This window comes from Cellulomonas sp. NS3 (assembly GCF_024757985.1).
GTDB lineage: Bacteria > Actinomycetota > Actinomycetes > Actinomycetales > Cellulomonadaceae > Cellulomonas_A.
Genome location: NZ_CP103289.1, coordinates 2,105,921 through 2,132,532, shown reverse-complemented (window position 1 = coordinate 2,132,532; position 26,612 = coordinate 2,105,921). Strand labels below are relative to the sequence as shown.

The window sequence follows — 26,612 nt, the reverse complement described above, 5'->3', positions numbered from 1 at the left end:
CACACGGGGCCGGACGAGAAGGAGCCCACGGCGGGCGGCACGACCTCGCGCGCCGGACGGGCTCGCGCGCCGTGAACGAGCAACGGCCCGACCACGCGTCTCCGCAGGTCAGGCCGTGTTCGTCGCTGTCTCAACGAGTGTCCGGAGGGGGACTTGAACCCCCACGCCCGTTAGGGCACTAGCACCTCAAGCTAGCGCGTCTGCCATTCCGCCACCCGGACAGGTGGACCGTGAGAGGACGTCGGGCACTCCCGGCGCTCCCTCAGGTGCGGCAGAAAACATAGCACGGTGCGGCGGCCGAGCATGCATCGGCCCTGGGGGGCACACTGGCCCCGACAGGCGTTCCAGCAGCGTACGGGCGGTCGGGGTGAGATCCTCGCGCGCCCGCGGACCAGGAGGTCGGCATGGCCGAGGAGAGCACGTCGAGCGACCGCTCGCCGGTCCCGAGCCGTCTCCTGGCGGGGGCGAGCCCGGCGGCGCGCAAGGTCGCCGGCGCGCGGCGCAACCCGTCGGTGATCGGCGTCGAGCAGACGGCACCGCACTGGCTGCGCGTCATGGCCGGCGTCGGGTGGCGGCTGCTCGTCGTCGTCGCGGCGGTGGCCCTGATCTTCTACGCGACCTCGCGCGTGCAGCTCCTGTTCGTCGCGGTGTTCATCGCGCTGGTCATGACCGCGGTGCTGCGGCCCGCGGTCGACGTGCTCGCACGGATCATGCCGCGCGGGATCGCGACGGCGCTGTCCCTGCTCGGCGGGATCCTCGTGCTGCTCGGGATGCTGACGTACGTCGGGGTCTCGGTCGCCGGCCAGTGGCAGAGCCTGTCCGTGCAGTTCGGCGAGGGCATCGACGACATCATCGACTTCCTGGAGAACGGCCCGCTGCCGTTCACCGTGACGACCGAGCAGCTCAACGAGTGGATCGACAACGGGCGCGCGTGGGTCGTCGAGCACGGCGGCGAGCTCGCCGGACAGGCCGCGGCCGGCGCCGGCGGGGTCGTCGAGGTGTTCGCCGCGCTCGCGCTCGCGACGTTCTGCTCCGTGTTCTTCCTCGCCCGCGGCCGCGAGATGTGGGTGTGGTTCCTCAACCAGCTCCCCTCGCGCGTCCGGGAGACCTGGAAGACGGCGGCCAGCGCCGGTTGGTACACGTTCTCCGGGTACACGCGCGGCACGATGATCATCGCCGCGACGGACGGGCTGCTCGCGTTCGCTCTGCTGTCGATCGTCGGCGTCCCGCTCGCCGCGCCGCTCGCGGTGCTCGTGCTCATCGGCGCGTTCATCCCGCTCATCGGGGCACCCGCTGCGATGGTCATCGCGATGATCGTGGCCCTCGCCGCGAACGGTCCCATCCAGGCCGCGGTCGTCGGCATCGGGATCGCGCTCATCGGGCAGTTCGAGGGGCACATCCTGCAGCCGCTCGTCATGGGCAAGCAGGTCTCGCTGCACCCCGTCGTCGTCGCGCTCGTCGTGACCGGGGGAACACTGACCGCGGGCATCCTCGGGGCGGTCATCTCGGTGCCGCTCGTGGCGGTGTTCTGGGCGATCTTCTCGCGGCTGCGGCGCGTCGACCCGCCCATGGAGGAGCCGGTGGCGGCCGACGAGGACGAGGCGCTGCCCGACGACGCGGCACGCATCGGCGACTGACGCGCGCCTCGGCGTAATTCGTCCGAGCGGGTGGCGGCCGCGTGCGGTCCGGGTTCGACCGGCGCGCGCCGCGCTACGGTGTCCGGCGTCGTCCGGGGAGGTGAGCCGTGCACCGCACGCGTGGTCGACGTCGCGTGCGCGACGTCCTGAAGAACGCCGTCAAGGGCGTCGCGGACGCGATCGAGGCCGTCGAGGTCCTCGGGCTGCTGGTGCGGGCCGCGACGTTCCCGTTCCGGCTCCTGGCGCGGGCGTTCAGCCAGCTCGACTGAGCCCGTTCAGCGGGACGTCGACGCGGCGCCCACGTCCGCGAAGCGGTCGAGCACGGCCCCGAGCGCAACCTCGAGCTCCGCACGCACGTCCGGCCCGGGCATCCGCAGCGGGGCCGGCACGTCGCCGAGCGGCAGGCCGAGCAGCTGGCCCACGGCGTGGATCGCGCGCGGCCCGCCCGAGCCCATGACGAGGTCGACGAGCGGCGCCAGGTGGTCGAGCAGCGCCAGCGTCCCCTCCTCGTCCCCCTGGGCGGCGAGGTGCGCGACGGCGGCGTACGGGCCGGGCAGGACGCCCGCGAGCGCCGAGTGCCAGGTCCGGGCGCCCGCGAGCAGCCCGTACGCGCCGAGCACGTCCCCGCTGTAGCCGACCTCGAGGCCGGCGGGGGCACCGCCGAGGACGGCGGCCGCTCGCGCACGCACGGCGTTGGCGTCCGGCGCGCGGTCCTTGACCCCACCCACGCCCGGCAGCGCGGCGGCCCGCAGGAGCGCCTCGACGCTGAAGTCGTACCGCGTGTTGACGGGGTTGTGGTAAATCCACACCGGCGGGCCGGCGGCCTCGGTCACGTCGCGCACGAGGCCCAGGACCTCGTCGTCGGTCAGGGGCAGGTAGGACGTCGTCGGCAGCAGGAGCGCGTCGGCGCCGGCGTCCTGCGCGCCGCGCGCGAGCGTGCGGACGTCACGGGTCGCGAGGGCGCCGACGCCGGCCATGACGGGCACCCGCCCGGCGGTGGCCTCGACCGCCGCCGCGACGACGGCCCGGCGCGTCGCAGGGTCGAGGTACGCGAACGTCCCGACGCTGCCGAGCACGCACACCCCGCTCGCACCCGCCGCCACGACACGGTCGACGAGGTGCCCCAGGACGTCGGGGGCGAGCGCACCGTCGGCGCTGCGAGGGGTCGGGACGTAGGCGACGAGCGGGCCGAAGAGCGACATCCGGGCAGCGTAGCCACGGCGCTCCGGCGCACCGGAGCGAAATACGGGCCGACCGTCGTCGCGACCGGCTGCGTGGACGCGTCCGCGAGCGCCGACCGGCGTCGCACGGGAGGATCGCCGCATGCTCCGTCGCCATGGACCGCTGCTGCTGCTCGCCCTCCTCGGCGGAGCGGTGATCGCCGCCGTGGCGTATTGGGGCCTGGGCTGGGAGGCGGACAGGAGCCTGGTGCGCGGCGTCGTGATGGTGCCCGCCCTCCTGCTGGTGTCCTGGTTCTCCGGGCGGCGGCGTGCGGCCCGCACCGGCGACGCGCCGCCGCGCCCTTAGTGGAAGTCGCGCGACGAGGACCGCACCCGCAGCGACAGCGGCGCGAGGTGCTCGGCGATGAGGTTCGTCGCGCCGTCGGCCCGCTCGAGCCGGCCGCGCACGACGAGCGCCGGTGACGTGCGCGCGACCTTGCGGAACCGCTGCCAGAGGCCCGCGGAGCAGATGACGTTGAGCAGCCCCGTCTCGTCCTCGAGCGACAGGAACGTCACGCCCCCGGCGGTCCCGGGCCGCTGGCGGTGCGTGATGACCCCGGCGACGGCGACGCGGCGCCCGGTCTCGTGGCGGAACGCCTGCTCGACGCGCAGGACCCCCGCGGAGTCGAGCCCGTCGCGCACGAACTGCGTCGGGAACGAGTCGGTCGAGACCCCGGTCGCCCACACGTCCGCGACGGCGAGCTCGACGTCGCTCATCCCGGGCAGCGTCGGGGCGCTCACGCCCACGGAGACCCCCGGGAGCGTGTCGGGGCTCTCCTGCGCGAGCGCACCCGCGGCCCACAGCGCCTCGCGCCGCGTCGCCCCGAGGCTGCCGAGCGCGCCGCCCGTCGCGAGCGCCTCGAGCTGCGCGGTCGTCAGGCGCACGCGCCGCGCGAGGTCGCGCAGGCCCGCGAACGGCCCGTGCGCGCGCCGCTCTGCGACGAGCCGCTCCGCGACGTCCTCCCCCACGCCCCGCACCGACGCGAGCCCCATCCGCACCACGAGCGTGCGCCCGGCCGGCGTGCGCGCACCGACGGCTGCGGTGCCCGACGGCGTCGGGACCAACGGCGGCTCACCGCCCGGCGGCGGCGGGGCCGTGCGCTCGACGCACGCCTGGACGTCCGAGTGCTGCACGTCGGGGCGCAGCACCTCGACGCCGTGCCGGCGCGCGTCGGCGACGAGCGACTGCGGGGAGTAGAAGCCCATCGGCTGCGCAGCCAGCAACCCCGCGTAGAACGCCGCGGGGTGGTGCACCTTGAGCCACGAGCTCGCGTACACGAGGAACGCGAACGAGTACGAGTGCGACTCGGGGAAGCCGAAGTCGGCGAACGCCTTGAGCTTGTCGTAGATCTGCTCGCGGACGCCCGGCGGGATGCCGTTGGCCTCCATCCCGGCCATGAGCCGCGCCCGCATCGCCTCCATGCGCTCGATCGACCGCTTCGAGCCCATCGCGCGGCGCAGCTGGTCGGCCTCGGCGGGCGTGAAGTCGGCGACGTCGATGGCCATCTGCATGAGCTGCTCCTGGAACAGCGGGACGCCGAGGGTCTTGGACAGCGACTTCTCGAGCAGCGGGTGCAGGTACGTGACCTTCTCGCGGCCGTTGTAGCGGTTGATGTACGGGTGCACCGAGCCGCCCTGGATGGGTCCGGGGCGGATCAGCGCGACCTCGATGACGATGTCGTAGAACTTCCGGGGCTTGAGGCGCGGCAGGGTGCCCATCTGCGCCCGCGACTCGACCTGGAACACGCCCACGGTGTCCGCGGCGCACAGCAGGTCGTACACCGCGGGGTCCTCGTGCGGGAGCCCGTGGAGCTCGACGTGCACGCCCTCGTGGTCGCGCACCTGGTCGAAGCCGATGCGCAGCGCGGTCAGCATCCCGAGGCCCAGCAGGTCGAACTTGACCAGCCCGGCGTCGGCGCAGTCGTCCTTGTCCCACTGCAGCACCGTGCGCCCGGGCATCCGCGCCCACTCGACGGGGCACACCTCGATGACCGGCCGGTCGCACATCACCATGCCGCCCGAGTGGATGCCCAGGTGGCGCGGCAGGCGCAGGAACCGTTCGGCGAGGTCGATGACGTGCTCGGGGATCTCGTCGAGGTCGCTCGCGGCGGGCGGCAGGTGCGCGGGGACGACGTCGTGGCGGTCCTTGGTGGGCTCCCCGACGGCGCGGTCGGTGTCGTGCACGCGGTGGTCGGGGACGACGGGCCGGTGCGCTTGACCGGGCCGCTGGCCGGGCGCCTGACCGGGAACCGGCGCCGGCCCGTGGTCGGGCGTCGCGGACACCGGCGCCGCGCCCTGCCACCACGGGAGCCCGCGGTCGGGTCCGCGCAGGCTCCCCCACCGCTCGATGCTCTTGCTCCAGGCGTCCTGCTGCCCGACGTCGTACCCGAGCGCGCGTGCGGCGTCGCGCACCGCCGAGCGCGGGCGGTAGCCGATGACGTTGGCGACCTGCGCGGCGTGCGTGCGCCCGTGCTTGGCGTAGACGTACTGGATGACCTCCTCGCGGCGGCCCGACTCGATGTCGACGTCGATGTCGGGCGGACCGTCGCGCTCGGGGGCCAGGAAGCGCTCGAACAGCAGCCCGTGCTTGACGGCGTCGACGGCGGTGACGCGCAGCGCGTAGCAGACCGCCGAGTTTGCGGCCGAGCCACGGCCCTGCGCGAGGATCCCGTTGCGGCGGCAGAAGTCGACGAGGTCGTACACGACGAGGAAGTAGCCGGGGAAGCCGAGGTCCTCGATGACGCGCAGCTCGTGCTCGATCTGCGCGTACGCCCCGGGCACCGACTCGGCCCCGGGCGGCCCGTAGAGCTCGCGCGCGCCGCGCCGGACGAGCTCGCGCAGCCACGTCGCCTCGGTGTGGCCCGCCGGCACGGGGTACGGCGGCAGGTTCGGGGCGACGAGGGACAGGTCGAACGCGCACTCGCGCGCGAGGTCCGCCGCGGTCGCCACCGCGTCGGGGTGGCGGCGGTGGCGCATGAGCATCTCGCGCGCCGAGCGCAGGTGCGCGGTCGGGGCGCCCGGCAGCCAGCCGTCGAGGTCCTCCATCGACGAGCGCGCACGCACCGCGGCGAGCGCGGCCGCCAGGTCGGCGTCGCGCGGGGTCGCGTAGTGCACGTTGCCGGTCGCGACGAGCGGCAGGTCGCCCGCGGCGGCGAGGGCCGCGAGCGCGTCCGCGAGCTCGGAGTCGAACGGGTCGCCCGTGTCGGTGACCTCGACCGCGACGTTGTCGTGGCCGAACAGCGCGACGAGCCGGTCGACCTCGGCGCGCGCGGCGACGAAGCCCTCGGGCGTCACGGGCCCGGCACCCGCGCGCCCGGTCAGCGCGCGCCGCACCGCGCCCTTGCGGCACCCGGTGAGCACGAGCCACTGCCCGGCGGCCTCCTCGGCGAGCCCCTCGAGCGTGTAGTGCGCGGCGCCCTTGGTCCCGGTCGCGAGGTGCGCGGTCGCGATCGCGCGGGACAGCGCGCGGTAGCCGTCGGGGCCGCGCGCCAGCACGGGCAGGTGCGTCGCGCGGGGGTCGGGCACGCCGGTCGGGGGGTCGAGCACGTCGGGTCCGGGCCGGGGGCGGGGGCGCCCGGGGGTCGTGCCGGGGCTCGCCCCGGGTGTCCCGCCGGGCACGGGCAGGTGCAGCTCGGCGCCGAACACCGTGGGGAGCCCGACGAGCCGGGCCGCCTGCGCGAACCGCACGACGCCGTAGAGCCCGTCGTGGTCGGTCAGCGCGAGCGCCGACAGGCCGAGGCGGGCAGCCTCGTACGCGAGCTCCTCGGGCTGGCTCGCGCCGTCGAGGAAGCTGAACGCGGAGTGCGCGTGCAGCTCGGCGTAGCGCGCGGACCGTCCCGTCCCCGTCATCGTGCGTCCCCCTCCCCCTCGTCTCCCTCCGCGTCGTGTCCCTGCCGGTGCCGCTCAGTCGTACGTCGCCTCGCACGTCCACACCCCGTCCGTGCACGCGAGCAGCACCGCGCGCCCGTCGTCGAGCGTTGCCTGCACGTGCGAGCGCACCCGGACCGCCCCGGTCCACCACCGGTCCGCGAGCGGCCACGGCCCGGCCCAGCCCGCGACGGCCCGCGGGTCCTCCCCGGGCCAGCGCACCGTCGCGGGCTCCCCGCTGAGGACCGCGCGCTCGTCGAGCCGCACGCGCGTGCCCGCCGCGTCACGCACGTCGACCGGCTGCGGCTCGGTCAGCACGGTCGCGGGCGCGGGCTCGGGCAGCCGCCCGGGCCACGGGCGGTCCGCCGGGCGCGGGGCGGCCGTCTGGTCGCCCCACGGGCGCAGGTGCACCTGGTCGCGCAGGTCGCGCCCGCCCTGGAGGGCCACCGTGAGCACGCCGTCGCCGCCGATGAGCCCCTGCACGCGGTCCAGCGCCCGGTGCGCACGCAGGTCGCCGCCGGACGGCCCGCCCCACAGCCGGCCCTGCTCGGCGCCCGCGGGGGCGACGTCCTGGGCCGCGATCGTCAGGTGCACGAGCGCGGCCGGCGCCGGGTCGTCCGCGGTCAGGTCGCGCGCGCGCCGGCCCGGACGCCCTGCGAGCGCCCCCGTCGTGAGCCAGCCCTCGAGCTGCCAGCGCACGCGGTCGGTGATCCGCGCCGCGGTGAGCCCGCCGAGCCCGCCGAGGTCGGTGCGCCACGTGCGCGCGAGCTCCTCGCCCGCGTCGGTGCGGGCCACGATCTGCAGCCGCCCGCACGTCACGGAGTGCTCGACCAGCAGCGCGTGGAGCTCCTCGGCGAGCCGGCGCCCCGCGAACGTCGCGGCGTCGACGCGCTCGGCGGGCGGGTCGAGCTCGCACGCGACCTCGAGGTCGGTCTCGGGGCGACGACGCGCGGGCGGTCGGTCGTCGGCCCCGCGCGCGAGCGTGTGCGCCCAGGCCCCGGTCCGCCCGAACCGCGCGTGCACGTCCGCCGACGGCAGCGTCGCGAGGTCCCCGAGCGTGCGCAGGCCGAGCCGCAGCAGCAGGTCGACGAACGCGGCGACCTCCTCGGCCGCGCCGTCCTGCACCGCGGCGTGCACGAGCTCCCCGACGCCGAGCGGCGCGAGGAACGCGCGCGACCCGCCGGGCGGGACGGTGCTCGCGCTGCGGGCGGCGAGCACGGCGGCGAGCAGCCCGTCGGCGGTGCCCACGTGCGCCTCGTGCCCGGTGCGCTCGGCGACGGCCGTGACGAGCCGCTCCGCGAGCACGTCCTCGGAGCCGTGGTAGCGGCTCGCGCCACCGGCGGGCAGCAGCAGGAGCCCGGCGCGGGCGACCTCGAGCCCCGCGACGACGGTCTCGGCGGCGGCCACGACCGGCTCGAACAGCCGCACGTCGCGCCCCTCGTCGACGGGGAGCAGCACGAGCTCGGGGCAGCAGCCCTGGGCCTGGCGCCGGCGCATGCCACGGCGCACGCCCTGCGACCGGGCGAGCGCCGAGACCGCGGTGACCCGGCGGGCGTCGTGCACCGCGGCGGGCAGGTGCGGCGGGACCTGACCGGCCCGGACCGCGGCGAGCACGGGCCAGTCGGGCACCCACAGGACGGTCGTGCGGGTGCTCATCCGACGAGCCTCAGCGTCGCGGCGGGCGCGTCCTCGGCCGCCGCGTCCCCGGGCGCCGGTGCGACGACGGGCGCGGGGGCCAGCGAGGCGGCGGTGACGCTCGCGCGCGGCTCGACGAGGGCCGGCGCGGGGCGGCCCAGCGGGAGCGCGAGGTCGACGGTCGCGGGGACGGCCGCCGAGCCGCGCCCGGTCCGCACGACGCGCAGCTCGTGCGTGCGCAGCCGCCCGTCACCCGTCCCGACCCCGCTCCACCGGCCCTGCTCGGCGGTCAGCACGACGTTCGCGCCGGGCCACCGCGCGCTCGTGAGCAGCACCGACCCGCGCTCGCGCGCCCGGGCGGTGAGCCGGCGCCGGTCGGCGCCGGTGAGCGCGGCCTCGGGGCCCACGAGGACGACGTCGACGCCGTCGAGCAGCGCGGCGACGACCGTGGGTGCGTCGAGCCCGGGCGCGGGGACGACCGCGAGCCGGTCGAGCGCGATCCCGGCCTCGGCGGCGGCGAGCAGGCCCGCGGTCGGCTGCCCGACGAGCGCGGCCCACGCCCCTCCGGCGCAGGCCGAGGCGAGCAGCGCGAGGAGCAGCGACGTCGAGCCGAGCACCGTGACGGTCCCGCCGCGGCGCAGGCCGTCGGGCAGCAGCGTGGTCAGCTCGGCGGGGACCGGGAGCGCGGGGCGCTCGGTCGTCAGGAGCGAGGTGCGGCGCGCGACGGGGACGTGGGCGCCCGCGCCGGGCACGGCGTCCGGCACGGCGTGCGGCAGCGTGTCCGGCACGGCGTGCGGCACGACGTGCGGCGCGTCGTCGCGCACCGCGCCACCTCGGGTGACGGGGGCACCGGGCCCGGACGGCGCCGTGGCGCTCGTTCCCCCTGCCGGGCCTGGTGCCCCCGTCACTCCCCCGCCACGACCGGGCCCCCACCCGGTCGCGCTGCCCCCCGCCCACCCGGCAGCCCCCTGCCCTGCACGTGCACCTGCACCCCGGCGGGAACCGTCGGCACCGCCCGTCGCGCCTCCCCCTCGCGGCACGACGTCGGCGGCCGTCCCCGCAGCACCGGCCCCGGCACTGCTGACCCCGTGCACCACGCTGCGGGCACCCGTGCGCTGCTCGGCGTGAGCCAGCACGGCACGCGCCAGCGCGGCCTTCTCCTCACGCGTCCCCACGCCCGGCACGATCCCTCCCCGTCTCGGTGCTCTGGGGCACAGCCGGCCCATCTCGCCCTGCGAGCCACCCACAGGACGTTCGAACAGGTGTTCGATACCGCTAGTACACGCTGGCGCGACGGGCGTGTCAATCCGGTCCCCCGGGAGACGGACAAACCTCACCCGGACGGCGATCTTGCGTCGAGGTCGGCATCATGAGACGGGTCCGAGCACCGTCCCGACGCCCCCAGGAGCATCACGTGGCCGCCTCGCTGACCCGTCCCGTCGCCCCCGACCCGTACGCGCTGCTGCCGCCCGTGCCCTCGTTCGAGCTGCGCAGCGACGACCTGGCGCACGGCGACCCGCTGCCCGACGAGCATGCGGCCCCGCCGCACGGGAACATCTCGCCGCACCTCGCGTGGTCCGGGTTCCCGGAGGCGACGAAGTCGTTCGTCGTGAGCGTGTTCGACCCCGACGCCCCCGGCCCGGCGGGCTGGTGGCACTGGACCGTGGTCGACCTGCCGGCCTCCACGACGTCGCTCGCACGCGGAGCCGGCGCCGCGGACGCCGGCCTGCTCCCGGCACCCGCGTTCGCGCTGCGCGGGGACGACGGCGTCCCCGGGTACGTCGGCGCCGCGCCGCCGCCCGGCGACCAGGTGCACCGGTACTTCCACGTCGTGCACGCGCTCGACGTCGAGAGCCTCGGCGTGGGCCCCGACGCGATGCCCGGCGCGGTCGGTGCGATGGTCGTGTTCCACACGCTCGCGCGCGCCGTGCTCGTCGCGACCTGCCGGCGCTGAGCCCCGGCCCGGCGATTCGTCCGCACCGACGCGAGCTTGTCCGTCCACACCTGCCTCGCCGACTCCCGCGGCATCCCCCGCTCCTGCGACAGCCGGAACGTTCGTTCAAGTACACCCGGGTGCTGCGACGTCGGCGTCGGCGCTCTCGCTAGCGTGACCCCGTGACGTCGTTCCTCGCGTACGTGTGGGTCCCGGGCTCGGACATCCCCGGCGTCCTCCGCCGGTTCATCGATCGCTACGTCGCGACGGAGCAGCCGGTGCACCAGCGGCCGCTCTCCGCTCTGACCCGCACCTACGTCGACCTGGAACCCGCGGAGAGAGACGAGGCCGAGCTGGAGAACTCGCCACGCCAGCCCGAGGCTGTGAACGCGTTCTCGGTCTACCTGCGGGGCGCCGCGCGCGACGAAGCGATCATCACCCTCACCGAGGAGTCCGACCTCGTGCTCGGCCTCGGGATCGACGACCGCGACCAGTCCCGGGAGGCCTGGGACGAGGCCGTCCACCTGCTCGACGAGCTCATGGAGGAGTTCGACGCCGTCAGCGGCATGGCCGGCCACGACGGGCTCGCACCGCCGCAGTCGGCGCTCGCGTGGGCGGACGAGGAGCCCGACCTGCGGGTGGGCAGGGACCTGGAGACCCGCATCGAGCCGATCTGAGCTGGATGCCGATGACGTGGGCGAGGTCGTACGCAAGTGGAGGAGATCTGTGCGCGGCGGCCGTCCTCGTCCACGGCGGCAACGAGCTCGGGTCGCGATGTCGAGAACAGGCCCGGCCGTTCGAGGAGAGGGGTGACGGACGGTCCGACCAGGACGGTCCCTGCCCCCGGGAGGACGCGATGTCCACGACCACCGACCCCACGACCCGCGAGGACGGCGCGCGCCGGACGCGCGCACTGCTGACCGCGGGCGTCGTCGCCGGCCCGCTCTACGTCGGCACCTCGCTCGCGCAGGCCCTCACGCGCCCCGGTTTCGACCTGTCCCGCCACCCCTGGAGCGCGCTCGCCAACGGTGACGTCGGCTGGCTCCAGGTCACCAACCTCGTCGTCACGGGGACGCTCGTGATCGCGTTCGCCGCAGGGCTGCGCCGCGCGCTCGGTCAGGGCCGCGGGGCGGTGTGGGCACCGCGGCTCGTCGGCGTCCACGGCGCGGGGATGGTCGCCGCCGGGGTGTTCCGGGCCGACCCCGTACCGGGCTTCCCCGCCGGGACGACCCCGGGAGAGGTCGTCGTCAGCTGGCACGGGACGGTGCACCTCGCCGCGGGCGCAGTGGGTTTCGTGTGCCTGACGGCCGCGTGCCTCGTGCTGGCCCGCCGATTCGCCGCTGAGGGTCGCCGTGCGTGGTCGGTGGTGTCGGCCGTGGTCGGCGTCGTGTTCCTCGGCGCGTTCGTCGGGATCGCCTCGGGCGCGGGGAGTCGGCCGACGGTCCTTGCCTTCGTCGCCGGGGTCGTGGTCGTGTTCGCGTGGATGACGGCGCTCGCCGCGTCGCTGCGCCGCGCGGACCGCTGACCCCGCACACCCGCCTCCCGGACGCCCCGGACGTCCGCTCCGGCCACCCGCTCGACCGACCGCAGAACCGACCGCGAAGGAGACGACCGTGCGCTACCTCGTTCTGCTCAGCCCCACGTCCGTGCCCTCGACCCCGCCTCCGCCCGACCTCATGGAGGCGATCATGCAGCTCGGCGCGGACGCCACGACCGCCGGCGCGCTGCTCGACACCGCCGGGCTCCAGCCCGCCGGTGCGGCGCTCGTACGGCTCGCCGCCGGTGACGTCCACGTGACGGACGGCCCGTTCACGGAGACCAAGGAGATCATCAGCTACGCCGTCTACGACGTCGCGAGCCGCGAGGAGGCGATCGAGTGGACGTCCCGGTTCCTGCGCCTGCACCGCGACCTGTGGGCCGGGTGGGAGGGTGAGGCGCAGGTCCTGCCCTTCTTCACGATGCCGTCGGGCCAGGTCGACGCCGCGGGCCCGCAGCACCGCTGAGCACGCCGCGATGACGGACCCCGAGGCCCTGCGGGCGACGCGCGCGACGGTCGAGGCCGTGTGGCGCATCGAGTGGACGCGGCTCGTCGCGTCGCTGACCCGCCTCACGCGCGACGTCGGGCTCGCGGAGGACCTCGCGCAGGACGTCATGGTCGTCGCGCTCGAGCAGTGGCCGCGGTCCGGGATCCCCGCCCACCCCGGACCGTGGCTCATGGCAACCGCGAAGCACCGCGCGGTCGACGCGCTGCGGCGACGCTCGACGTACGCGCGCAAGCTCGCGCAGGTCGCCCGGACGGACGGCGCGACACGCGTCGAGGACCCCGCCGACCGACCGGACGACGGGGTCGAGGACGACGTCCTGCGGCTCGTCTTCCTCACGTGTCACCCGGCACTCACGCGCGAGTCGCGCGTCGCGCTGACGCTGCGCCTCGTCGGGGGGCTGACGACCGCGGAGATCGCGCGTGCGTTCCTCGTCCCCGAGACCACCGTCGGCCAGCGGGTCTCGCGCGCGAAGCGCACGCTCGCCACCGCCGGGGTGCCGTTCGAGCTGCCCGGTGCCGCCGAGCTTCCCGCACGTCTGGGCGCCGTGCTCGAGGTCGTCTACCTCGTGTTCAACGAGGGGTACGCGGCGACCGCCGGGGCGGCGTGGACGCGCGGCGACCTGTGCGCCGAGGCGCAGCGGCTCGGCCGGCTTCTCGCGGCGCTGCTCCCCCGCGAGCCCGAGGTCCACGGGCTGCTCGCGCTCCTGGAGCTCCAGGCCTCCCGACTTCCGGCGCGCACGGCGCCCGACGGCTCCGCGGTCCTGCTCGACGACCAGGACCGGCGCCGCTGGGACCGCCTGCTCGTGCGCCGGGGGCTCGCGGCCCTGGACCGGGCGCGCGCGCTCGGCGGGGAGCTCGGGCCGTACGCGCTGCAGGCGGCGATCGCCGCGGAGCACGCGCGCTCGCCGTCACCCGGTGCCACGGACTGGCCCCGCATCGCCGCGCTCTACCAGGTGCTCGTGCACGTCGCGCCGTCGCCCGTCGTCGAGCTCAACCGGGCCGTCGCCGTCGGTCGGGCGCGCGGACCCGGGGCCGGGCTCGCGCTCGTGGACGCGCTCGTGGCCGCCGGGCAGCTCGCCGGCTACCCGCACCTGTCGGCCGTGCGGGGCGAGCTCCTGGCGGCTCTCGGTCGCGGCGCCGAGGCCGGGGTGGAGTTCCGCCGGGCCGCCGACCTGACCCGCAACGCCCGGGAGCGCGAGCTGTTCGAGCGGCGAGCGCGCACGGCGGAGGGTGCAGCGCCACCCCCTGGTGCGTGACGCGGGGGCTGTGCGACGCGGTCCGCGCGACCGGCCCCGAGCCGTGGACCCGGCGCGGCGGTCGGGTCAGCCGAGCTGCCAGCCGATCAGGTTCCAGCGCGCGAGGAACCACGCGAGCGCGCCGAGACCGCCGAGGAGCACGACCTGGTGGCCCCGCGCCGCAAGCCCGGCACCGGAGCCCCGCCAGGCGGTGACGGTGAGCCCGGCACCCGCGAACGCCGCCGCCAGCACGGCGACGCCGCCGCCCAGCAGCACCCGGAAGCCGGTCGGGACGCCGTAGAGGAAGTCGCTCGTGTCGCCGGCCACCACCACCCCGAGCACGACCAGCACCGCCGTCCCCCCGAGGCTCGCGCCGCACGTGAGGACGCGTGCGGCACGCCACCGCCGGGAGACGTCCGCCGGGCGGCGCCGCCGCGCCCGCCGCCGCGCACCGATCCCGGCGGCGACGAGCGCCGTCGCCGACGTCAGCAGCGACGCGGCCACGACCGCGAGGTTGACGGGCGCGGAGTCGGCGGCAGGGAGCAGCACCCAGTCGGGGCCGTCCGTAGCCACGTAGTGCCGCCCGCCCGTGCCGTCGAGCCCCACGAGAGCCCCTCCGTCGGGTGACCGGTACAGGCCGTCGCCCTGCGGCGCCCACGTGGTCCCGGCGAACTGCAGCCCGCCGCCGGCCGCGGTGCGCAGGCGGGTCTGGTCGAGCAGCACGAGCAGCCGTTCGACGGTCGACTCGTTGTGCCGGGTCGGGGTGTAGAAGCCCTCGCGCGGGCCGTCCGCGAGGTCCGCGCCGCGGGTGGCCGCCGCGGCGCCGTCCTCTGCGCCGGGTCCGGGCGCGACGACGGGGTCGATCCCGTCGCGTCCGCCGCGGGGCGCGGGTGCGACCAGCCCGGCGAACCGGTCGACGACCTCCCCGAGGGTTACGGCCCCCGCGGTGGCGTTGACCGAGACGAACATCCCGACCCCGCACTCCGGCACGAGCACGAGCGCCGACTGGAACCCCTCCCAGCTGCCGTCGTGCACGAGCGCGCGCCGGCCGTGCAGCGCGCGCTCGTGGAAGCCGTGCGCGGAGCCGGGGAGCCGGGGGTCCGCCGTGAACGACCGCGTGTGCATCCGCGCGGACGTCGCCGGGTCGAGCACCCGGGGCCCGGAGCCGAGGTGCGCGAGCGCGAACCGCGCCATGTCGGTCGCGGTCGCGCTCACGGACCCGTCGGGGACGAGGCGGTCGAAGGTGAACGGCTCGGGCGCGGGCGGCTCGGCGTCGGAGTCGTAGCTGCGGGCCAGGTCCGGGGCGAGCGCCGCGGGGACGGGCTCGACGGCGGTCGTGCGCGTCATGCCGAGCGGGTCCAGGACGTGGCGCTGCAAGTACGGCGCGTACGGCTCGCCGGACACCTGCTCGACGAGGTGGCCCGCGAGCGCGGCACCGTAGTTCGAGTAGGCGGCGACCTCCCCCGGCGGGTAGATGCGGGCGGGCATGTCGCGCGCGAGCGTCTGCGCGAGCGGGGGCACGTCGGCGGCGTCGCGCGCACCGATCCCGACGCCGCGCTCCTCGAAGCCGGCGGTGTGGTCGAGCAGGTCACGGACCGTCACGGGATGCGGGAACGTCGGCGGGAAACGGAACGTCGTGAGGTACCGGTTGACGTCGGCGTCGAGGTCGAGGCGGCCCGCCTCGACCTGCTGCATGACCGCGGTCGCGGTCAGGAGCTTCGTGACCGACGCGATGCGCACGAGCGAGCGGTCCGGGTCGAACGGCGTGCCGGTCGCGAGGTCGGCGACCCCGTACCCCGCCGCGTGCACGACCGCCCCGTCCGCGACGACGGTCAGGACGGCGCCGGGCACCCCGTCGCGCTCGAGCAGGTCCGGCAGGACCTCGAACGCCGCACGGGCCGCGTCGGGGGTGACCGGCGTGCAGTCCGTGCGGGTCCCGGCGGTGGTGGTCGGTGCGGCGGAGGTCGGTGCTGCAGCGGTCGGTGGCGCTGCGGTGGTGGTCGGTGCGGCGGAGGTCGGTGCTGCAGCGGTCGGTGGCGCTGCGGTGGTCGGTGCGGCGGAGGTCGCCGCGGCGGGTGCGAGCACGAGCGCCGCGGCGGCGGCGAGGACGAGGGTCACAGGGCGAGGTCGCATGCCGTCAGCGTGCTGACCGGCCCGCGGGCCCCGCATCGGAGCGGCGACGGGCCCGCGACCCGACGAAAGTCGCACGGTGCGCCGTCCGGGACGCGACGTCCGGACGGTCCGCCCGCCGGGCCCACGTCCCTACGCTCGGGGTCATGCCACCGTCCCGGGACCGCACCCTCGACACCGCGCTCGTGGTCGCGTCGCTCCTCCTGACCGCGATGGCGGCGCGCGGCGGTTGGTCCGCCGTGCCCGCGGTCGTGATCGGCGCGGCCGGGGCGCTCGGCAGCGTCGCGCTCCTCGTGCGCCGGGTCCGCCCCGTCACGGCGGCCGTGGTGGGCGCCGCGGCGTACGCGCTCTCGGGCAACCCCCTGCCCCTGGCCGTCGGGCTGTGGTCGGGTGGCGCGCGCGCCCCGCGCCGCGCTCTCCCGGTCGTGGCGGCCGCCGGCTGGTCGGGCCTGGCCGGCTGGTGGCGGCTCGACGAGGGGCGGCTCGACGCGCAGGACGCGGTCTGGGCCGCCCTCGTGACGGCCACCCTGGTGGGCGCGGGCGTGCACGCGGCGACGCGGCGGGAGCTGCGCGCGGCACGCGAGGCGGAGACGAGGCAGGCCGAGGTCGAGCGCGGGCTGCGCGACGAGCAGGCACGTGCCGCCGAGCGCGCCCGCATCGCCCGCGAGATGCACGACGTGCTCGCGCACAAGGTCACGCTCGTCGCGCTGCACGCGGGCGCGCTCGAGGTCGGCCCGGGCGCCGAGGACGCGCGGGTGCGCGACGCGGCCGCGCTGATCCGCGGGACGGCCCGGGAGGCCCTGCAGGAGCTGCGGGACGTGCTGGGTGTGCTGCGCGGGCCGGACGAGCCGCCCGCGGGCCCGGGCGGCCCGGTCGGTCCGGTCGACCTCGCCGGGCTCGTCGCGGCCGCCGAGCGCGCCGGTGAGCGGGTCGAGCTCGACCTCGACCCCGGCGACCTGCCGGCCCGGACGGCCGCCGTCGTGCACCGCGTCGTGCAGGAGGCGCTCACCAACGCGCGCCGGCACGCGCCCGGCGCACCGGTCGCCGTGCGCGTGCGCCGCTCGCCCGGCGAGGCGACCGTGACAGTGACCAACCCGGCCGGCGTGCCGGTGGGCCTCGACCTGCCGGGGTCGGGCTCGGGGCTCGTCGGGCTCGCGGAGCGCGTCCGGCTCGCCGGTGGCACGTTCGCCGCGGGTCGTGCGCCGGACGGCGGGTGGCGCGTGCACGCCGTCGTGCCGTGCGGGGACGAGCCCACCGAGGCCGGGCGGTGACCGCGGTCCTGCTCGTCGACGACGAGCAGCTCGTGCGCGCGGGCCTGCGCCTCATCCTCGAGACGGCCGGCGACCTGACGGTGGTCGGCGAGGCACCCGACGGGCAGGCCGCGCTCGACGCGGTACGCCGCGGCCGGCCCGACGTCGTCCTGATGGACCTGCGCATGCCGCGGCTCGACGGGCTGGCCGCGACCGTGGCGCTGCACGCGACGCCCGACCCGCCGGCCGTGGTGGTGCTCACGACGTTCGACACCGACGAGGACGTCTTCCGCGCGCTCGAGGCCGGCGCCGCGGGCTTCCTGCTCAAGGACACTCCCCCGCGCGACCTCATCGACGCGGTCCGCCGCGCGGCCGCCGGGGACGCGGTGCTCTCGCCCGCGGTGACGCGCCGGGTCGTCGAGCGCGTCGTGACGCAGGAGCGCACCGGCCGCCGGCGGGACGCCCTCACGGCGCTCGAGGTGCTGACGGCGCGCGAGCGGGAGGTCGTCGTCGAGATCGGCCGCGGCCGCTCGAACGCCGAGGTCGCGGTGCTGCTGCACGTCACCGAGGCCACCGTGAAGAGCCACGTGACGCACCTGTTCGACAAGCTCGGCGTCACGAACCGCGTGCAGATCGCGATCACCGCGTTCCGTGCGGGGCTCGTGGACTGAGAGGGTGCCCGCCCGCCCGTTCCCGCCGCCCCTCCCCTGGCCGGTCGTTACCCTGACGCCATGCCCGTGCTGACCCTCGGAACCCTGACCTGGCGCCCGGTCGTCGACCACCCCGAGCTCGTCGCCCCGAGCACCGCCGCCGCGATCACCGCGTGGGCCGCGCGGGACGAGCGCGTGGCGGAGCAGGTCGTCGTCGCGCAGATCGACCCCGACCTCGCGGACACCGCCGCGATGACGCAGGCGTACGACGTCCCGCTCGCCGTCTCAGCGAACTGCGTGCTCGTCGCCGGCCGCCGCGAGGGCGCCGAACGGGTCGCGGCGGCGGTCGTGCGCGCGACCACCCGCGCCGACGTCAACAACGCCGTCAAGCGGCTGCTCGACGTCCGCAAGGCGTCGTTCCTGCCGATGGACCGCGCGACCGCCGAGTCCGGCATGGAGTACGGCGGGATCACCCCGATCGGCCTGCCCGACGGGTACCGCGTGCTCGTCGACGCCCGGGTCGCGGCGCAGGACCCGGACGCCGGGCCGTACGTGGTGATCGGCAGCGGGGTGCGCGGCTCCAAGATCGCCCTCCCGGGCGCCCTGCTCGGCAGCGCCCCGGGCGTCGAGGTCGTCGACGGCCTGGCGCTCGCGTGAGGCGTGCCGCCGACCGCGCCCGAGGGCTGTGGGAGGTCCTCGCCGGGTCGGTGAGCCCGTTCCCGACCGACGGCGGCGTGGCCGTGGCCGTCGCCCCGGACTCGCTGCTGTGCCCGCCGGGCTGGGTCGGCGTCGTCGAGCTCGACGGCTCGGCGCTCGTCACCGCCCCCGACGACGCGACCGCGGAGCGCGTGCGGGTCCTCACCGCGCTGGGCCCGGGCTCGCGCACCGACGTCGACGTGGTCCGCGCGCACCTGCCCGTGGCGGACGTGCTCGGCCCCGCGCGGCTCGCGTACCTCGACGCCGCGAGCCTGACGACCGTCGAGCTGCGGACCACCCCGGCGGCTCCCGCGGCCGGCGATGCGCACCCGGACCTCCGGGACGTCGTCGAGCTCGACGCGTCGAGCACCGAGCTGCGCACGCTCCTCGACCGCGTCGAGCCGGACGACGCCGACGAGAGCGGCGTCGCCGAGCTCACCTCACCGGCGTTCGCCCTGCGGCGAGCCGGGGCGGTCGTCGCCGTCGCGGGGTTCCGCGCGTGGCCGGGCGACGTCGCGCACCTGTCCGTGCTGACCGCGCCCGAGGTCCGCGGGCACGGCCACGGCCGGCTCGTGGCCCGCGCGGCGACGGCGGCCGCGCTCGACGCCGGGCTCCTGCCGCAGTGGCGCGCCCGCGTCGAGGCGTCGCAGCGCATCGCCCGGTCGCTCGGCTACCGCGACCTCGGCTCCCAGCTGAGCGTGCGGCTGGGCTGACGCCTCGGCGACCAGCCCGAACGTGCGCCGTGACGGCCGGCGAGCAGGAGGTCCGGTCGCCGTAGCATCGGCCAGATGGACGTCGGGGTGCTCGGCCCCCTCGAGGTGCGCACGGACGACGGGGCGGTCGCGGTCGCGGGCGCCCGCCAGCGCGCGCTGCTCGCCGCCCTCGTCGCGCACCGCGGCCGCACGGTCGGCGTCGACCTCCTCGTCGACACCCTGTGGCCGGACGACCCGCCGCCGAGCGCCGCGCACACGCTGCACACCCACGTCTCCCGCCTGCGCCGCACGCTCGGCGTCCCGGTGCACGCGCACGACGGCGGCTACGTCCTGGACCTCGCGGACGGTCAGGTCGACGCCGCGCTGTTCGAGGCGTGGCTCGCGGAGGCGGAGCGCGCAGACGCGGAGACGGCCGTGACGCTGACCGAGAGTGCGCTCGGGCTCTGGCGCGGTCCCGCGTTCGGCGGCGCCGCCGACCTGCCGGGGGTGCGCGCCGAGGCTCGCCGGCTCGAGGAGCGGCGCGCCACGGCGCGCCGGGCGCTCGTGGACCACCTCGTGGCTGCCGGACGAGGTGTCGACGCCGTGCCGCTCGCCGAGGCGCTCGTGGCCGACGTGCCGACCGACGAGCGGGCCTGGGCCGGCCTCGTGCGGGCGCTCGTCGCCGCGGGGCGGCCCGCGGACGGCACGACCGCGTTCCACAGGGCCGTCGACGCGCTGGACGAGCTGGGCCTGGTGCCCTCCGCCGGGCTGCGGGAGGCACACGACGAGGCGTTGGGCGTCCGACCCGCGGCGCCGACCTCGGCCCCGGCGGGCACCACCGGCACCGTCGCCGCGGCCGACCCGACGGGCGCGCAGCCCGGCCCTGCCGCCACGACCGTGCCCGTGCCGCCGACGTCCCTCGTCGGCCGCGACGCCGACCTCGCCGTGCTCCGCCGGCTGCTCGCGGACGGGCGGCTCGTCACGCTCGTCGGGCCGGGCGGCGTCGGCAAGACCCGGCTCGCGCTCGAGCTCGCCCGCCGGGTCGTCGACGGGTTCACCTCCGGGGTGCGCGTCGTCGAGCTCGGCACGGTGCGCGACGCGGCCGCGCTGCCGGCCGCCGCGCTCGCACCGCTCGGGCTCGGCGCCGAGGCCGGTCCGGCGGCGACCGCGCTGCGCCGGCTCGGGGACCTCGACGTGCTGGTGCTCGTGGACAATGGCGAGCACCTCCTCGACGCCGCCGCGGCGCTCGTCGAGGGCGTGCTCGCGGGCGCGCGGGCGCGCGTCCTGGTGACGAGCCGCGAACGACTCGGCGTGCCGGGCGAGCACGTGCACGTCGTCGCGCCGCTGGCCACGGCGGCGACGGCGTCCGGCCCCGCGGCGCGACGGCTCTTCCTCGACCGGGCCGGCGCGGCGGGGCCCGTCGACGGGACGCTCGACGTCGCGCTCGTCGACCGCGTCGTGCAGGCGCTCGACGGGCTGCCACTCGCGATCGAGATGGCGGCCGCGCGCACCGCGACCGTGAGCCTCGCGGAGCTGGCGTCGATGCTCGCGGACGACCCGGTCGCACCGGCGCCCACCGCGCCCGGTCCGGCTGCGGCTGCGGGCAGCGGTGCGGACACGGCGCTCGGGCCTGCCGACGGCGCTGCGGCGCTGCGGCACCCGCACCGGGCCGCACCCGAGCGCCACCGCTCGCTGGGCGCGGTCATCGCGTGGTCCGAGGCGCTCCTCGACCCGGCCGAGCGCGAGGCCCTGCACCGGTGGCCGGTGTTCGCGGGACCGGTCGAGGCGTCGGACGCCGCAGCGGTCGTCGGCGCCGGGCGCGGGACGGTCGAGGCGCTCGTGCGGCGCTCGCTCCTGCTCCCGCAGCCCGGCGACCCCCAGCACCCGGTCCCTGGGACGCGTTACCGGATGCTGCACACCGTGCGGGCGGCCGTCCTCGCCGGGCCGGACCGCCGCCCGCTCCCGCACGAGGCGCACGCCCGTCACCTCGCCGAGGTCGCCGCCGCGTGCGACGCCGCGCTCCGTGGACCCGGTCAGGCCGCCGCGGTCGCGCGGCTGCGGTCGGTCGTCGCCGAGCTGCGCGCCGCGCACGCGTGGGCCCGCGAGCACGCGCCGGGCGTCGCGAGCGGTCTGTCCACGTCGCTGCACGTCTTCGCCGTGGGGACGCTCGACGACGAGGTGCTCGGTTGGGCGCAGCGGCTCGTGCCGCGGCTCGCCGGCGACGACCCCGCGGTCGCCGCCGCGCACGTCGGTGTCGCGGCCCGGCTGCTCCAGGCGGGCGAGCTGCGCGCCGCGGAGGTGCGCGCGGAGCGGGCCCTCGCCCTCGCGGTCGACGACCGGGTCCGGATGCAGGCGCACGAGGTGCTCTCGGACGCGGCGATCTACGACGGGCGGCTCACGGAGTGCCGGGCGCAGGCGGCGCGGCTGTGGGAGCTCGCGCTCGCCGCCGGCGACGGGCACTACGCGGCGATCGCGGCGGCGTCGGCGAGCCTCGCGATCGCGTACGCGGGCGACCGGCCGGCCGCCCACGCCGAGCTGACACGGCACCGGGAGCTGCTCGACGCGTCGGTGCCCGACCTCTCCCCGACCGCGCTCGGCTGGTTCGCGTACGTCGAGGGAGAGCTCGACCTCGACGTAGACCCCGACCGCGCCGCCCGGTCGCTGGGGCGGGCGGTCGCGCTCGCCGACTCGGTCGGAGACCGGTACCTCGGCGGCGTCGCGCGCGTGTCCGCCACGAGCGTGCGGGGCCGCCACGGCGAGGCGCGCGAGGCGCTCGTCGCGTTCGAGGACGTCGTCGGGTGGTGGCTCGAACGCGGCGACCGCACCCACCTGCTCACGACCCTGCGGAACCTCGTGGACCTGCTGCGCCGGCTCGACGCGCCCGAGGCCGCGGCGGAGCTGCTCGGTGCGGTCGCCGGGGCGGACGTCTCGCCCACGTTCGGCGCCGAGGGCGAGCGGCTCGCACGCGCGCGCGAGCAGCTCGCGGGCGCCCTCGGCGACACCCGGCTCGCGGGCCTGGTGCGCGCAGGTGCTGCGCGCGACGTCGAGTCCGCCGCCCGGGCGGCCCTCGACGCCGCGCGCCGGCTTCGCGAGGCGTAACACCGGCGGCCGGCCCTCTCAGAGGTGCAGGCGGTAGAACCGGAAGAGGTCGTGCTCGACGGGCAGCACCTCGACGCGGGAGAACCCCGCCCGCGCCGCGTACCCCGCGAGCACCGAGGGCCGCATGACCGTGCCGGTGCCCGCCCCGCCGTCGGTGCTGAGCCCGTCGGGCAGGCAGCACACGAGGGAGAACCCGTAGAGCAGCCGCTCGACCGGGCCCGCCGGGGCGCCGAACTCCTCCGCGGCGTTCTCGTCGACCACGAGCACGTACGCGTCGTCCGCGGCCATCCGCCGCATCGCCGCGAGGACCGCGACGGGGTCCGCCATGTCGTGCACGCACTCGTACGCGGTCACGACGTCGTACCGGCCGGCGGTCCCGTCACCGGCCGCCGCGGCGTCGACGTGCGTGAACGTCACGCGGTCGGTAACGCCCGCGGTCGACGCGTGCCGGCGCGCCGCGGCGACGGACGGCGCGTCGACGTCGTACCCGTCGACCCGCACGCCGGGGTACCCGAGCGCGAGCCCGATCGCGGACCAGCCCTCGCCGCACCCGACGTCCGCGACGGTCGCGCCGCCCGCCAGCCGCTCGTGCAGCGCCGGCACCGCGGGCAGCAGCTCCTGGGTGAGCTGGTGCAGAAACATCGGCCGGTTGAGCGCCGCCTGGGCCTCGCGCGCGTCCGCCCCGAGCTCCTCCCAGCCGACGCCGCCGCCCGTGCGGTACGCCTCGACGAGCCGGTCGACGACGCGCCCGGTCCCGGCGAGCAGCCGCGCGAGCGGGGCGACGTGCGCGAGGCTGTCGACGTCGGTGAGCACCTCGGCGGCGCCCGCGTGCAGGCGGAACCGGCGCCACGACGCGTCGACCTCCGCCCCGTCGAGCGCCTCCACGTACCCGTTGACAGACTGCTGCTCAAGCCACTCCCGGGCGTACCGCTCGACCGTTCCGGTCAGGACCGCGAGCTCGGTCGACGTCAGCGGGCCGTCGTCCGCGAGCGCCCGGTACCACCCGAGGCGCTCGCCGAGGTGGATCGCGGTGATCTCGAGGCTGCCGAGCGCAGCGGCCAGGACCCGGTCGGCGAAGGCCGCGGCGGGGGCGTCCGCCGGGAGGGGGGCCATCAGGTCGGTCGCGGCGAGGGGTACGGCGGCGGGTGCGGTCGTGGCCGTCCGCTCGTGCGTGCGGGTGGTGGTCGTGGTGCTGGTCATCGTGGTGCTCTCGTGACGGGCCCCCGTGCGGGGCCGTGCACGACGAGCGTCGCGGCGCCCCCTCGCAGGCGGCTCGCACGGGGATCGCAACCGGTTCGGGTGCTTCCCGAGCCGCTCGCCGCACGCTCGCACCGGCCGTCGGTCCGACCGGAGCAGCTCGGCGCACGCCCGGTCAGGGCCGGATGCCCGCGGCACCGCACCGGCGGCACTCGTACGCGTATCCGCCGCCTTCGTCGTCGCGCGGCACCTTCATCGCGTCGTGCCCCAGGACCCGGCACACCAGCGCCCTGAACAAGACCACGCGGCCCCTCCTCGACTCTCGGGACGCACCGCGGGCGCGCAGTGCGGGCGCTCGGTGCGGGACCGCGCCGCGACGACCTCGCCCATCGTCCCCGTCCCGCGGCCCGGGCGCTCACCGACGCGAGCGGCACCTGACGCCGACGACGAGCGGCACGCGTCGGCGCGGTGACGACGAGGTGAGCGGCACACCGGGGCGCGGTCACGACACGGGTCGGCGTCGTGCCGTCCAGACCCGTCCAGGCGCACGGCGCATACTGAGGTGCGGTCGCCTCTCGCGCCGCACCCAGGGATCGAGCGGAGGCCGGCACGATGAGCACCCCCACGGACACCGCCGTCGCGGACGGAGTCGTCACGGACGACACCGCCGCCGCGCCCGCCGTCGACCTGGACGACCCGCGCGAGCAGATCGAGGTCGGCGTGCTCCTCGCCAACGGCCGCCTCGCCGGACGGCGGTTCGGCTCCCGCGCCGAGGCCGAGGCGTGGGCCCGGCCCGACGAGGGCGACCAGGTCGTCGAGTACAACCTCGTCTGCGAGTGCTCGGTCTGACCCCGTGACCGTGGGCACCCGAGCCCGCGCGCGCCGCTGCCGCTGCGCCTGACGTCCTCCGCGCCGGCCCGGCCCGGCGGCGGCCGTCTCACACGTGCGTCAGCGCGTCAGCCAGGACGCCACCGTGCGTCAGCGCGTCGCCCAGAACGCGACGGCCCCCGCCGCAGCCACGTTGAGCGAGTCCACCCCGCCCGCCATCGGGATCCGCACGGTCCGCCGCGCGGACGCGATGGTCTCGGCCTTGAGCCCGTCCCCCTCGGCCCCGAGGATCAGCGCGAGCCGCTCGGGCGGGTCGGCCGCGAGCTCGTCGAGCGTCAGCGCGTCGTCGCGCAGCGCGAGCGCCACGGTCACGAACCCCTCGTCGTGCAGCAGCTCCATGCCGCCCGGCCACGGGTCGATGCGCGTCCACGGCACCTGGAACACGGTCCCCATCGAGACCCGCACGCTGCGCCGGTAGAGCGGGTCGGCGCAGCGCGGCGTGACGAGCACCGCGTCGACACCGAGCGCCGCGGCGCTGCGGAACGCCGCCCCGACGTTCGTGTGGTCGACGACGTCCTCGAGCACCGCGACCCGGCGTGCGCCGGCACCGTCCCGGGCGCCCGCGAGCAGGTCGTGCAGCGCGGGCAGCGCCGGCCGGTGCATGGCGGCGAGCGCGCCGCGGTGCACGTGGAAGCCCGTGATGCCCTCGAGCACGTCGGGCTCGGCGACGTACACCGGGACGCGGCCCCCGTCCTCGGGCAGACCCGCGAGCATCTCCTCGACGTCGGACGCCCAGCGCGGCGCGACGAGCACCGAGCGGGGCCGGTGCCCGGCGGCGAGCGCGCGGCGCAGCACGGTCGAGCTCTCCGCGATGTAGAGGCCCTTCTCGGGCTCGTGCCGCGAGCGCAGCGCGACGTCGGTCAGCGAGACGTAGTCGGCGAGCCGGGGGTCCGTGGGGTCGGTCAGCGTCACGAGGTCGGGCGTCGGCACGGCCCCATCATCGCGCGTCCGGCACGGCCGCCGCTCTCCCGGGCCGGCGGGCGACGCGCGGGCCGGCGAACGCCGCGAACGCACCGACGAGGGCCATGACGGGCACCAGCACGAACGCGCTGTGCGCGCCGAAGGCGTCGGCGAGCGCCCCGAGCGCGAACGGTGCGACACCGATCGCCGCTCCCCCGGCGAACGTCGCCCGGGACTGCGCGCGGTCGGCGGCGCCGCCGGCGGTCGAGAGCAGCAGCGCGATCGACAGCGGGTACTGCGCGCCGTACCCGAAGCCGGCGATGACGAGACCGGTGAGCGCCACGGCCGGGTCGGTCGCCGTCCACAGCACGGCCCAGCCGACGATCGCGAGCAGGAACGAGCACGCGAGCAGCGTCGCGGGCTCGATGCGCAGGGAGAGCGGGCCGACGACGAACCGGATGACCGACATGCCCGCGACGAGACCCGCGGTCGCGGCGGTCGCGATCCCGGCGGGCGCGCCGGTCTGCTGCGTGATGAGGTCGGCGGACCAGAAAGTCGTGGCGTTCTCGACAGCGAGCGTCGCGACGACGGCCACGAGGTAGCACCACGAGGCCCGGGCCGCGCCGGGTTGTGCGGCGCGCGCCGCGTCCCGGTCCGGGGTCGCTTGCGCCTGCGCGTCGTCGGCCACCGGACGACCCGCCCCGCCCGGCAGCCCGTCCGCCGGAGCGGCGACCGCGGTGGGTCCCGCGGCTGTGGCCGGGGCCGGGTCGACGGCGGGCGCGGGGACGGCAGGTGCCGCGCCCTCCGCCGGGTGCGCCATGACCCCGCGGCGCGGCAGGAACCCGACGACGACGGCCGTGGCCACCGCGAGCAGCCCGGTCACCGCGACGGCCGGGCGCCACCCCCAGCCCGCGGCGACGCACGCCCCGACCGCCAGCGGCCCGAGCAGCCCGACCGACGAGCCGACGCCGTTGGCCTCGGTCACCGCCGCCGAGCTCGTGCCCCGGTGGTGCAGCACGAGGCCGGCCTGCCCGGCGCTGATCGCGACGTTGGCCCCGAGCGCCATGACGAGCACGCCCGAGAGCGTCCACGCGAACCCCGGGCCCGTCACCAGCAGCACGGTCCCGAGCGCGATGAGGACCCCTGCCCCCACGAGGGTCGCCCGGCGCCCGAACCGGGGCAGCAGCCGCGGCGTCGCGAGCGCGGCGAGCACGGCGCCGACGGCCAGAGCGGTGCCGTGCAGCCCGGCCTGGGCCTTGCTGATCCCGAGCTCGCGCCCGAGCAGCGGGACCGCGGGGTTGAAGCTGTAGAGGAACCAGCCCCACACCACGAAGTAGCCGTAGAGGCTCCAGGTCAGCCTGTCCCGCCGCAGCCGGACCGGCTCGGCGCGGGCGGGGCTGGTCGGCGCAGTCGTCACCGCACGAGCGTAGGCGGCCCCGGTGACACGTGCCCGCGACCGAGGTCCCGCGGACAGAGCGCCCGCAGCAGAGCGGCCTCAGCGGCGCACCCCTCGGCGGAGCGGCCCGAGCGGCGCACCCC

22 protein-coding genes and 1 tRNA gene are annotated in these 26,612 nt (G+C 77.1%); 14 read left to right on the top strand and 9 right to left on the bottom strand.

The genetic code is table 11. The features are described from left to right. Positions 1–138: 138 nt before the first annotated feature. Positions 139–221 (bottom strand) — tRNA-Leu (locus NXY84_RS09765). A gap of 183 nt (positions 222–404) precedes the next feature. On the opposite strand from NXY84_RS09765, the gene NXY84_RS09760 reads away from it, so the two are divergent. Next, a complete protein-coding gene (locus tag NXY84_RS09760) occupies positions 405–1,637 on the top strand; it encodes an AI-2E family transporter (protein WP_258726883.1) in 1,233 nt (410 codons plus the stop codon). A 134-nt stretch (positions 1,638–1,771) separates the two neighbouring features. Beyond that, positions 1,772–1,906, top strand: a complete 135-nt coding sequence (locus NXY84_RS09755) for a hypothetical protein (protein WP_258726882.1) — start codon at positions 1,772–1,774, stop codon at positions 1,904–1,906. Between the two features lie 6 nt (positions 1,907–1,912). On the opposite strand, the gene NXY84_RS09750 is transcribed toward NXY84_RS09755, so the two are convergent. Beyond that, a complete protein-coding gene (locus tag NXY84_RS09750; protein ID WP_258726881.1) occupies positions 1,913–2,839 on the bottom strand; it encodes a dihydrodipicolinate synthase family protein in 927 nt (308 codons plus the stop codon). A gap of 121 nt (positions 2,840–2,960) precedes the next feature. Between NXY84_RS09750 and NXY84_RS09745 the strand changes: the two genes are divergently transcribed. Then, positions 2,961–3,164 carry a hypothetical protein gene (locus NXY84_RS09745; protein WP_258726880.1) on the top strand — a complete coding sequence of 68 codons (204 nt, stop codon included), beginning with the start codon at positions 2,961–2,963 and terminating at the stop codon, positions 3,162–3,164. Here NXY84_RS09745 and NXY84_RS09740 read toward each other — a convergent pair. From NXY84_RS09740 to NXY84_RS09730, 3 genes are read right to left on the bottom strand one after another with little or no spacing between them, the layout of a single operon-like run. Further along, positions 3,161–6,706 (bottom strand): error-prone DNA polymerase, encoded by a 3,546-nt coding sequence (locus NXY84_RS09740; RefSeq protein ID WP_258726879.1) that lies wholly within the window; start codon positions 6,704–6,706, stop codon positions 3,161–3,163. The two genes, NXY84_RS09745 and NXY84_RS09740, sit on opposite strands and share 4 nt — an antisense overlap. 54 nt (positions 6,707–6,760) lie before the next feature. Beyond that, entirely contained in the window at positions 6,761–8,380 is a 1,620-nt protein-coding gene (locus tag NXY84_RS09735; protein WP_258726878.1) for a DNA polymerase Y family protein, read from the bottom strand. Continuing rightward, positions 8,377–9,183 carry a hypothetical protein gene (locus NXY84_RS09730; protein ID WP_258726877.1) on the bottom strand — a complete coding sequence of 269 codons (807 nt, stop codon included), beginning with the start codon at positions 9,181–9,183 and terminating at the stop codon, positions 8,377–8,379. Before NXY84_RS09730 ends, NXY84_RS09735 begins: the two co-directional genes overlap by 4 nt. Before the next feature lie 590 nt (positions 9,184–9,773). Here NXY84_RS09730 and NXY84_RS09725 point away from each other — a divergent pair. From NXY84_RS09725 to NXY84_RS09705, 5 genes are all read left to right on the top strand, one after another. Further along, a complete protein-coding gene (locus tag NXY84_RS09725) occupies positions 9,774–10,313 on the top strand; it encodes a YbhB/YbcL family Raf kinase inhibitor-like protein (RefSeq protein WP_258726876.1) in 540 nt (179 codons plus the stop codon). 161 nt (positions 10,314–10,474) lie between these two features. After that, a complete protein-coding gene (locus NXY84_RS09720; RefSeq protein ID WP_258726875.1) occupies positions 10,475–10,969 on the top strand; it encodes a hypothetical protein in 495 nt (164 codons plus the stop codon). 179 nt (positions 10,970–11,148) lie between these two features. After that, positions 11,149–11,817, top strand: coding sequence for a DUF998 domain-containing protein (locus NXY84_RS09715; RefSeq protein WP_258726874.1), 669 nt, complete (start codon positions 11,149–11,151; stop codon positions 11,815–11,817). A gap of 88 nt (positions 11,818–11,905) precedes the next feature. After that, a complete protein-coding gene (locus tag NXY84_RS09710; protein WP_258726873.1) occupies positions 11,906–12,295 on the top strand; it encodes a YciI family protein in 390 nt (129 codons plus the stop codon). Between the two features lie 10 nt (positions 12,296–12,305). Next, positions 12,306–13,592 (top strand): RNA polymerase sigma factor, encoded by a 1,287-nt coding sequence (locus NXY84_RS09705; RefSeq protein ID WP_258726872.1) that lies wholly within the window; start codon positions 12,306–12,308, stop codon positions 13,590–13,592. Positions 13,593–13,658: 66 nt separating this feature from the next. Here NXY84_RS09705 and NXY84_RS09700 read toward each other — a convergent pair whose 3' ends face one another. Further along, positions 13,659–15,704, bottom strand: coding sequence for a serine hydrolase domain-containing protein (locus NXY84_RS09700; protein ID WP_258726871.1), 2,046 nt, complete (start codon positions 15,702–15,704; stop codon positions 13,659–13,661). Positions 15,705–15,847: 143 nt separating this feature from the next. On the opposite strand from NXY84_RS09700, the gene NXY84_RS09695 reads away from it, so the two are divergent. The 5 genes from NXY84_RS09695 to NXY84_RS09675 all read left to right on the top strand — a co-directional run bounded on the left by NXY84_RS09695 (position 15,848) and on the right by NXY84_RS09675 (position 22,088). After that, a complete protein-coding gene (locus tag NXY84_RS09695; protein WP_258726870.1) occupies positions 15,848–16,972 on the top strand; it encodes a sensor histidine kinase in 1,125 nt (374 codons plus the stop codon). Next, positions 16,969–17,622: a response regulator gene (locus NXY84_RS09690; RefSeq protein ID WP_258726869.1), complete on the top strand. Its 654-nt coding sequence runs from the start codon at positions 16,969–16,971 to the stop codon at positions 17,620–17,622. Before NXY84_RS09695 ends, NXY84_RS09690 begins: the two co-directional genes overlap by 4 nt. A 60-nt stretch (positions 17,623–17,682) precedes the next feature. Continuing rightward, on the top strand, positions 17,683–18,258 hold the full coding sequence (locus NXY84_RS09685) for a YbaK/EbsC family protein (protein ID WP_258726868.1): 576 nt from the start codon (positions 17,683–17,685) through the stop codon (positions 18,256–18,258). Continuing rightward, entirely contained in the window at positions 18,255–19,010 is a 756-nt protein-coding gene (locus tag NXY84_RS09680) for a GNAT family N-acetyltransferase (protein ID WP_258726867.1), read from the top strand. Before NXY84_RS09685 ends, NXY84_RS09680 begins: the two co-directional genes overlap by 4 nt. A 75-nt stretch (positions 19,011–19,085) precedes the next feature. Beyond that, positions 19,086–22,088 carry an AfsR/SARP family transcriptional regulator gene (locus tag NXY84_RS09675; protein ID WP_258726866.1) on the top strand — a complete coding sequence of 1,001 codons (3,003 nt, stop codon included), beginning with the start codon at positions 19,086–19,088 and terminating at the stop codon, positions 22,086–22,088. 18 nt (positions 22,089–22,106) lie between these two features. Here NXY84_RS09675 and NXY84_RS09670 read toward each other — a convergent pair whose 3' ends face one another. After that, positions 22,107–23,288 carry a class I SAM-dependent methyltransferase gene (locus NXY84_RS09670; protein ID WP_258726865.1) on the bottom strand — a complete coding sequence of 394 codons (1,182 nt, stop codon included), beginning with the start codon at positions 23,286–23,288 and terminating at the stop codon, positions 22,107–22,109. Between the two features lie 609 nt (positions 23,289–23,897). Here NXY84_RS09670 and NXY84_RS09665 point away from each other — a divergent pair. After that, positions 23,898–24,134, top strand: a complete 237-nt coding sequence (locus tag NXY84_RS09665; protein WP_258726864.1) for a hypothetical protein — start codon at positions 23,898–23,900, stop codon at positions 24,132–24,134. A 129-nt stretch (positions 24,135–24,263) separates the two neighbouring features. Here NXY84_RS09665 and NXY84_RS09660 read toward each other — a convergent pair whose 3' ends face one another. Both NXY84_RS09660 and NXY84_RS09655 read right to left on the bottom strand, forming a co-directional pair. Next, entirely contained in the window at positions 24,264–25,103 is an 840-nt protein-coding gene (locus NXY84_RS09660) for a TrmH family RNA methyltransferase (protein ID WP_258726863.1), read from the bottom strand. Between the two features lie 7 nt (positions 25,104–25,110). After that, entirely contained in the window at positions 25,111–26,490 is a 1,380-nt protein-coding gene (locus NXY84_RS09655) for an MFS transporter (protein ID WP_258726862.1), read from the bottom strand. Positions 26,491–26,612 lie beyond the last annotated feature (122 nt).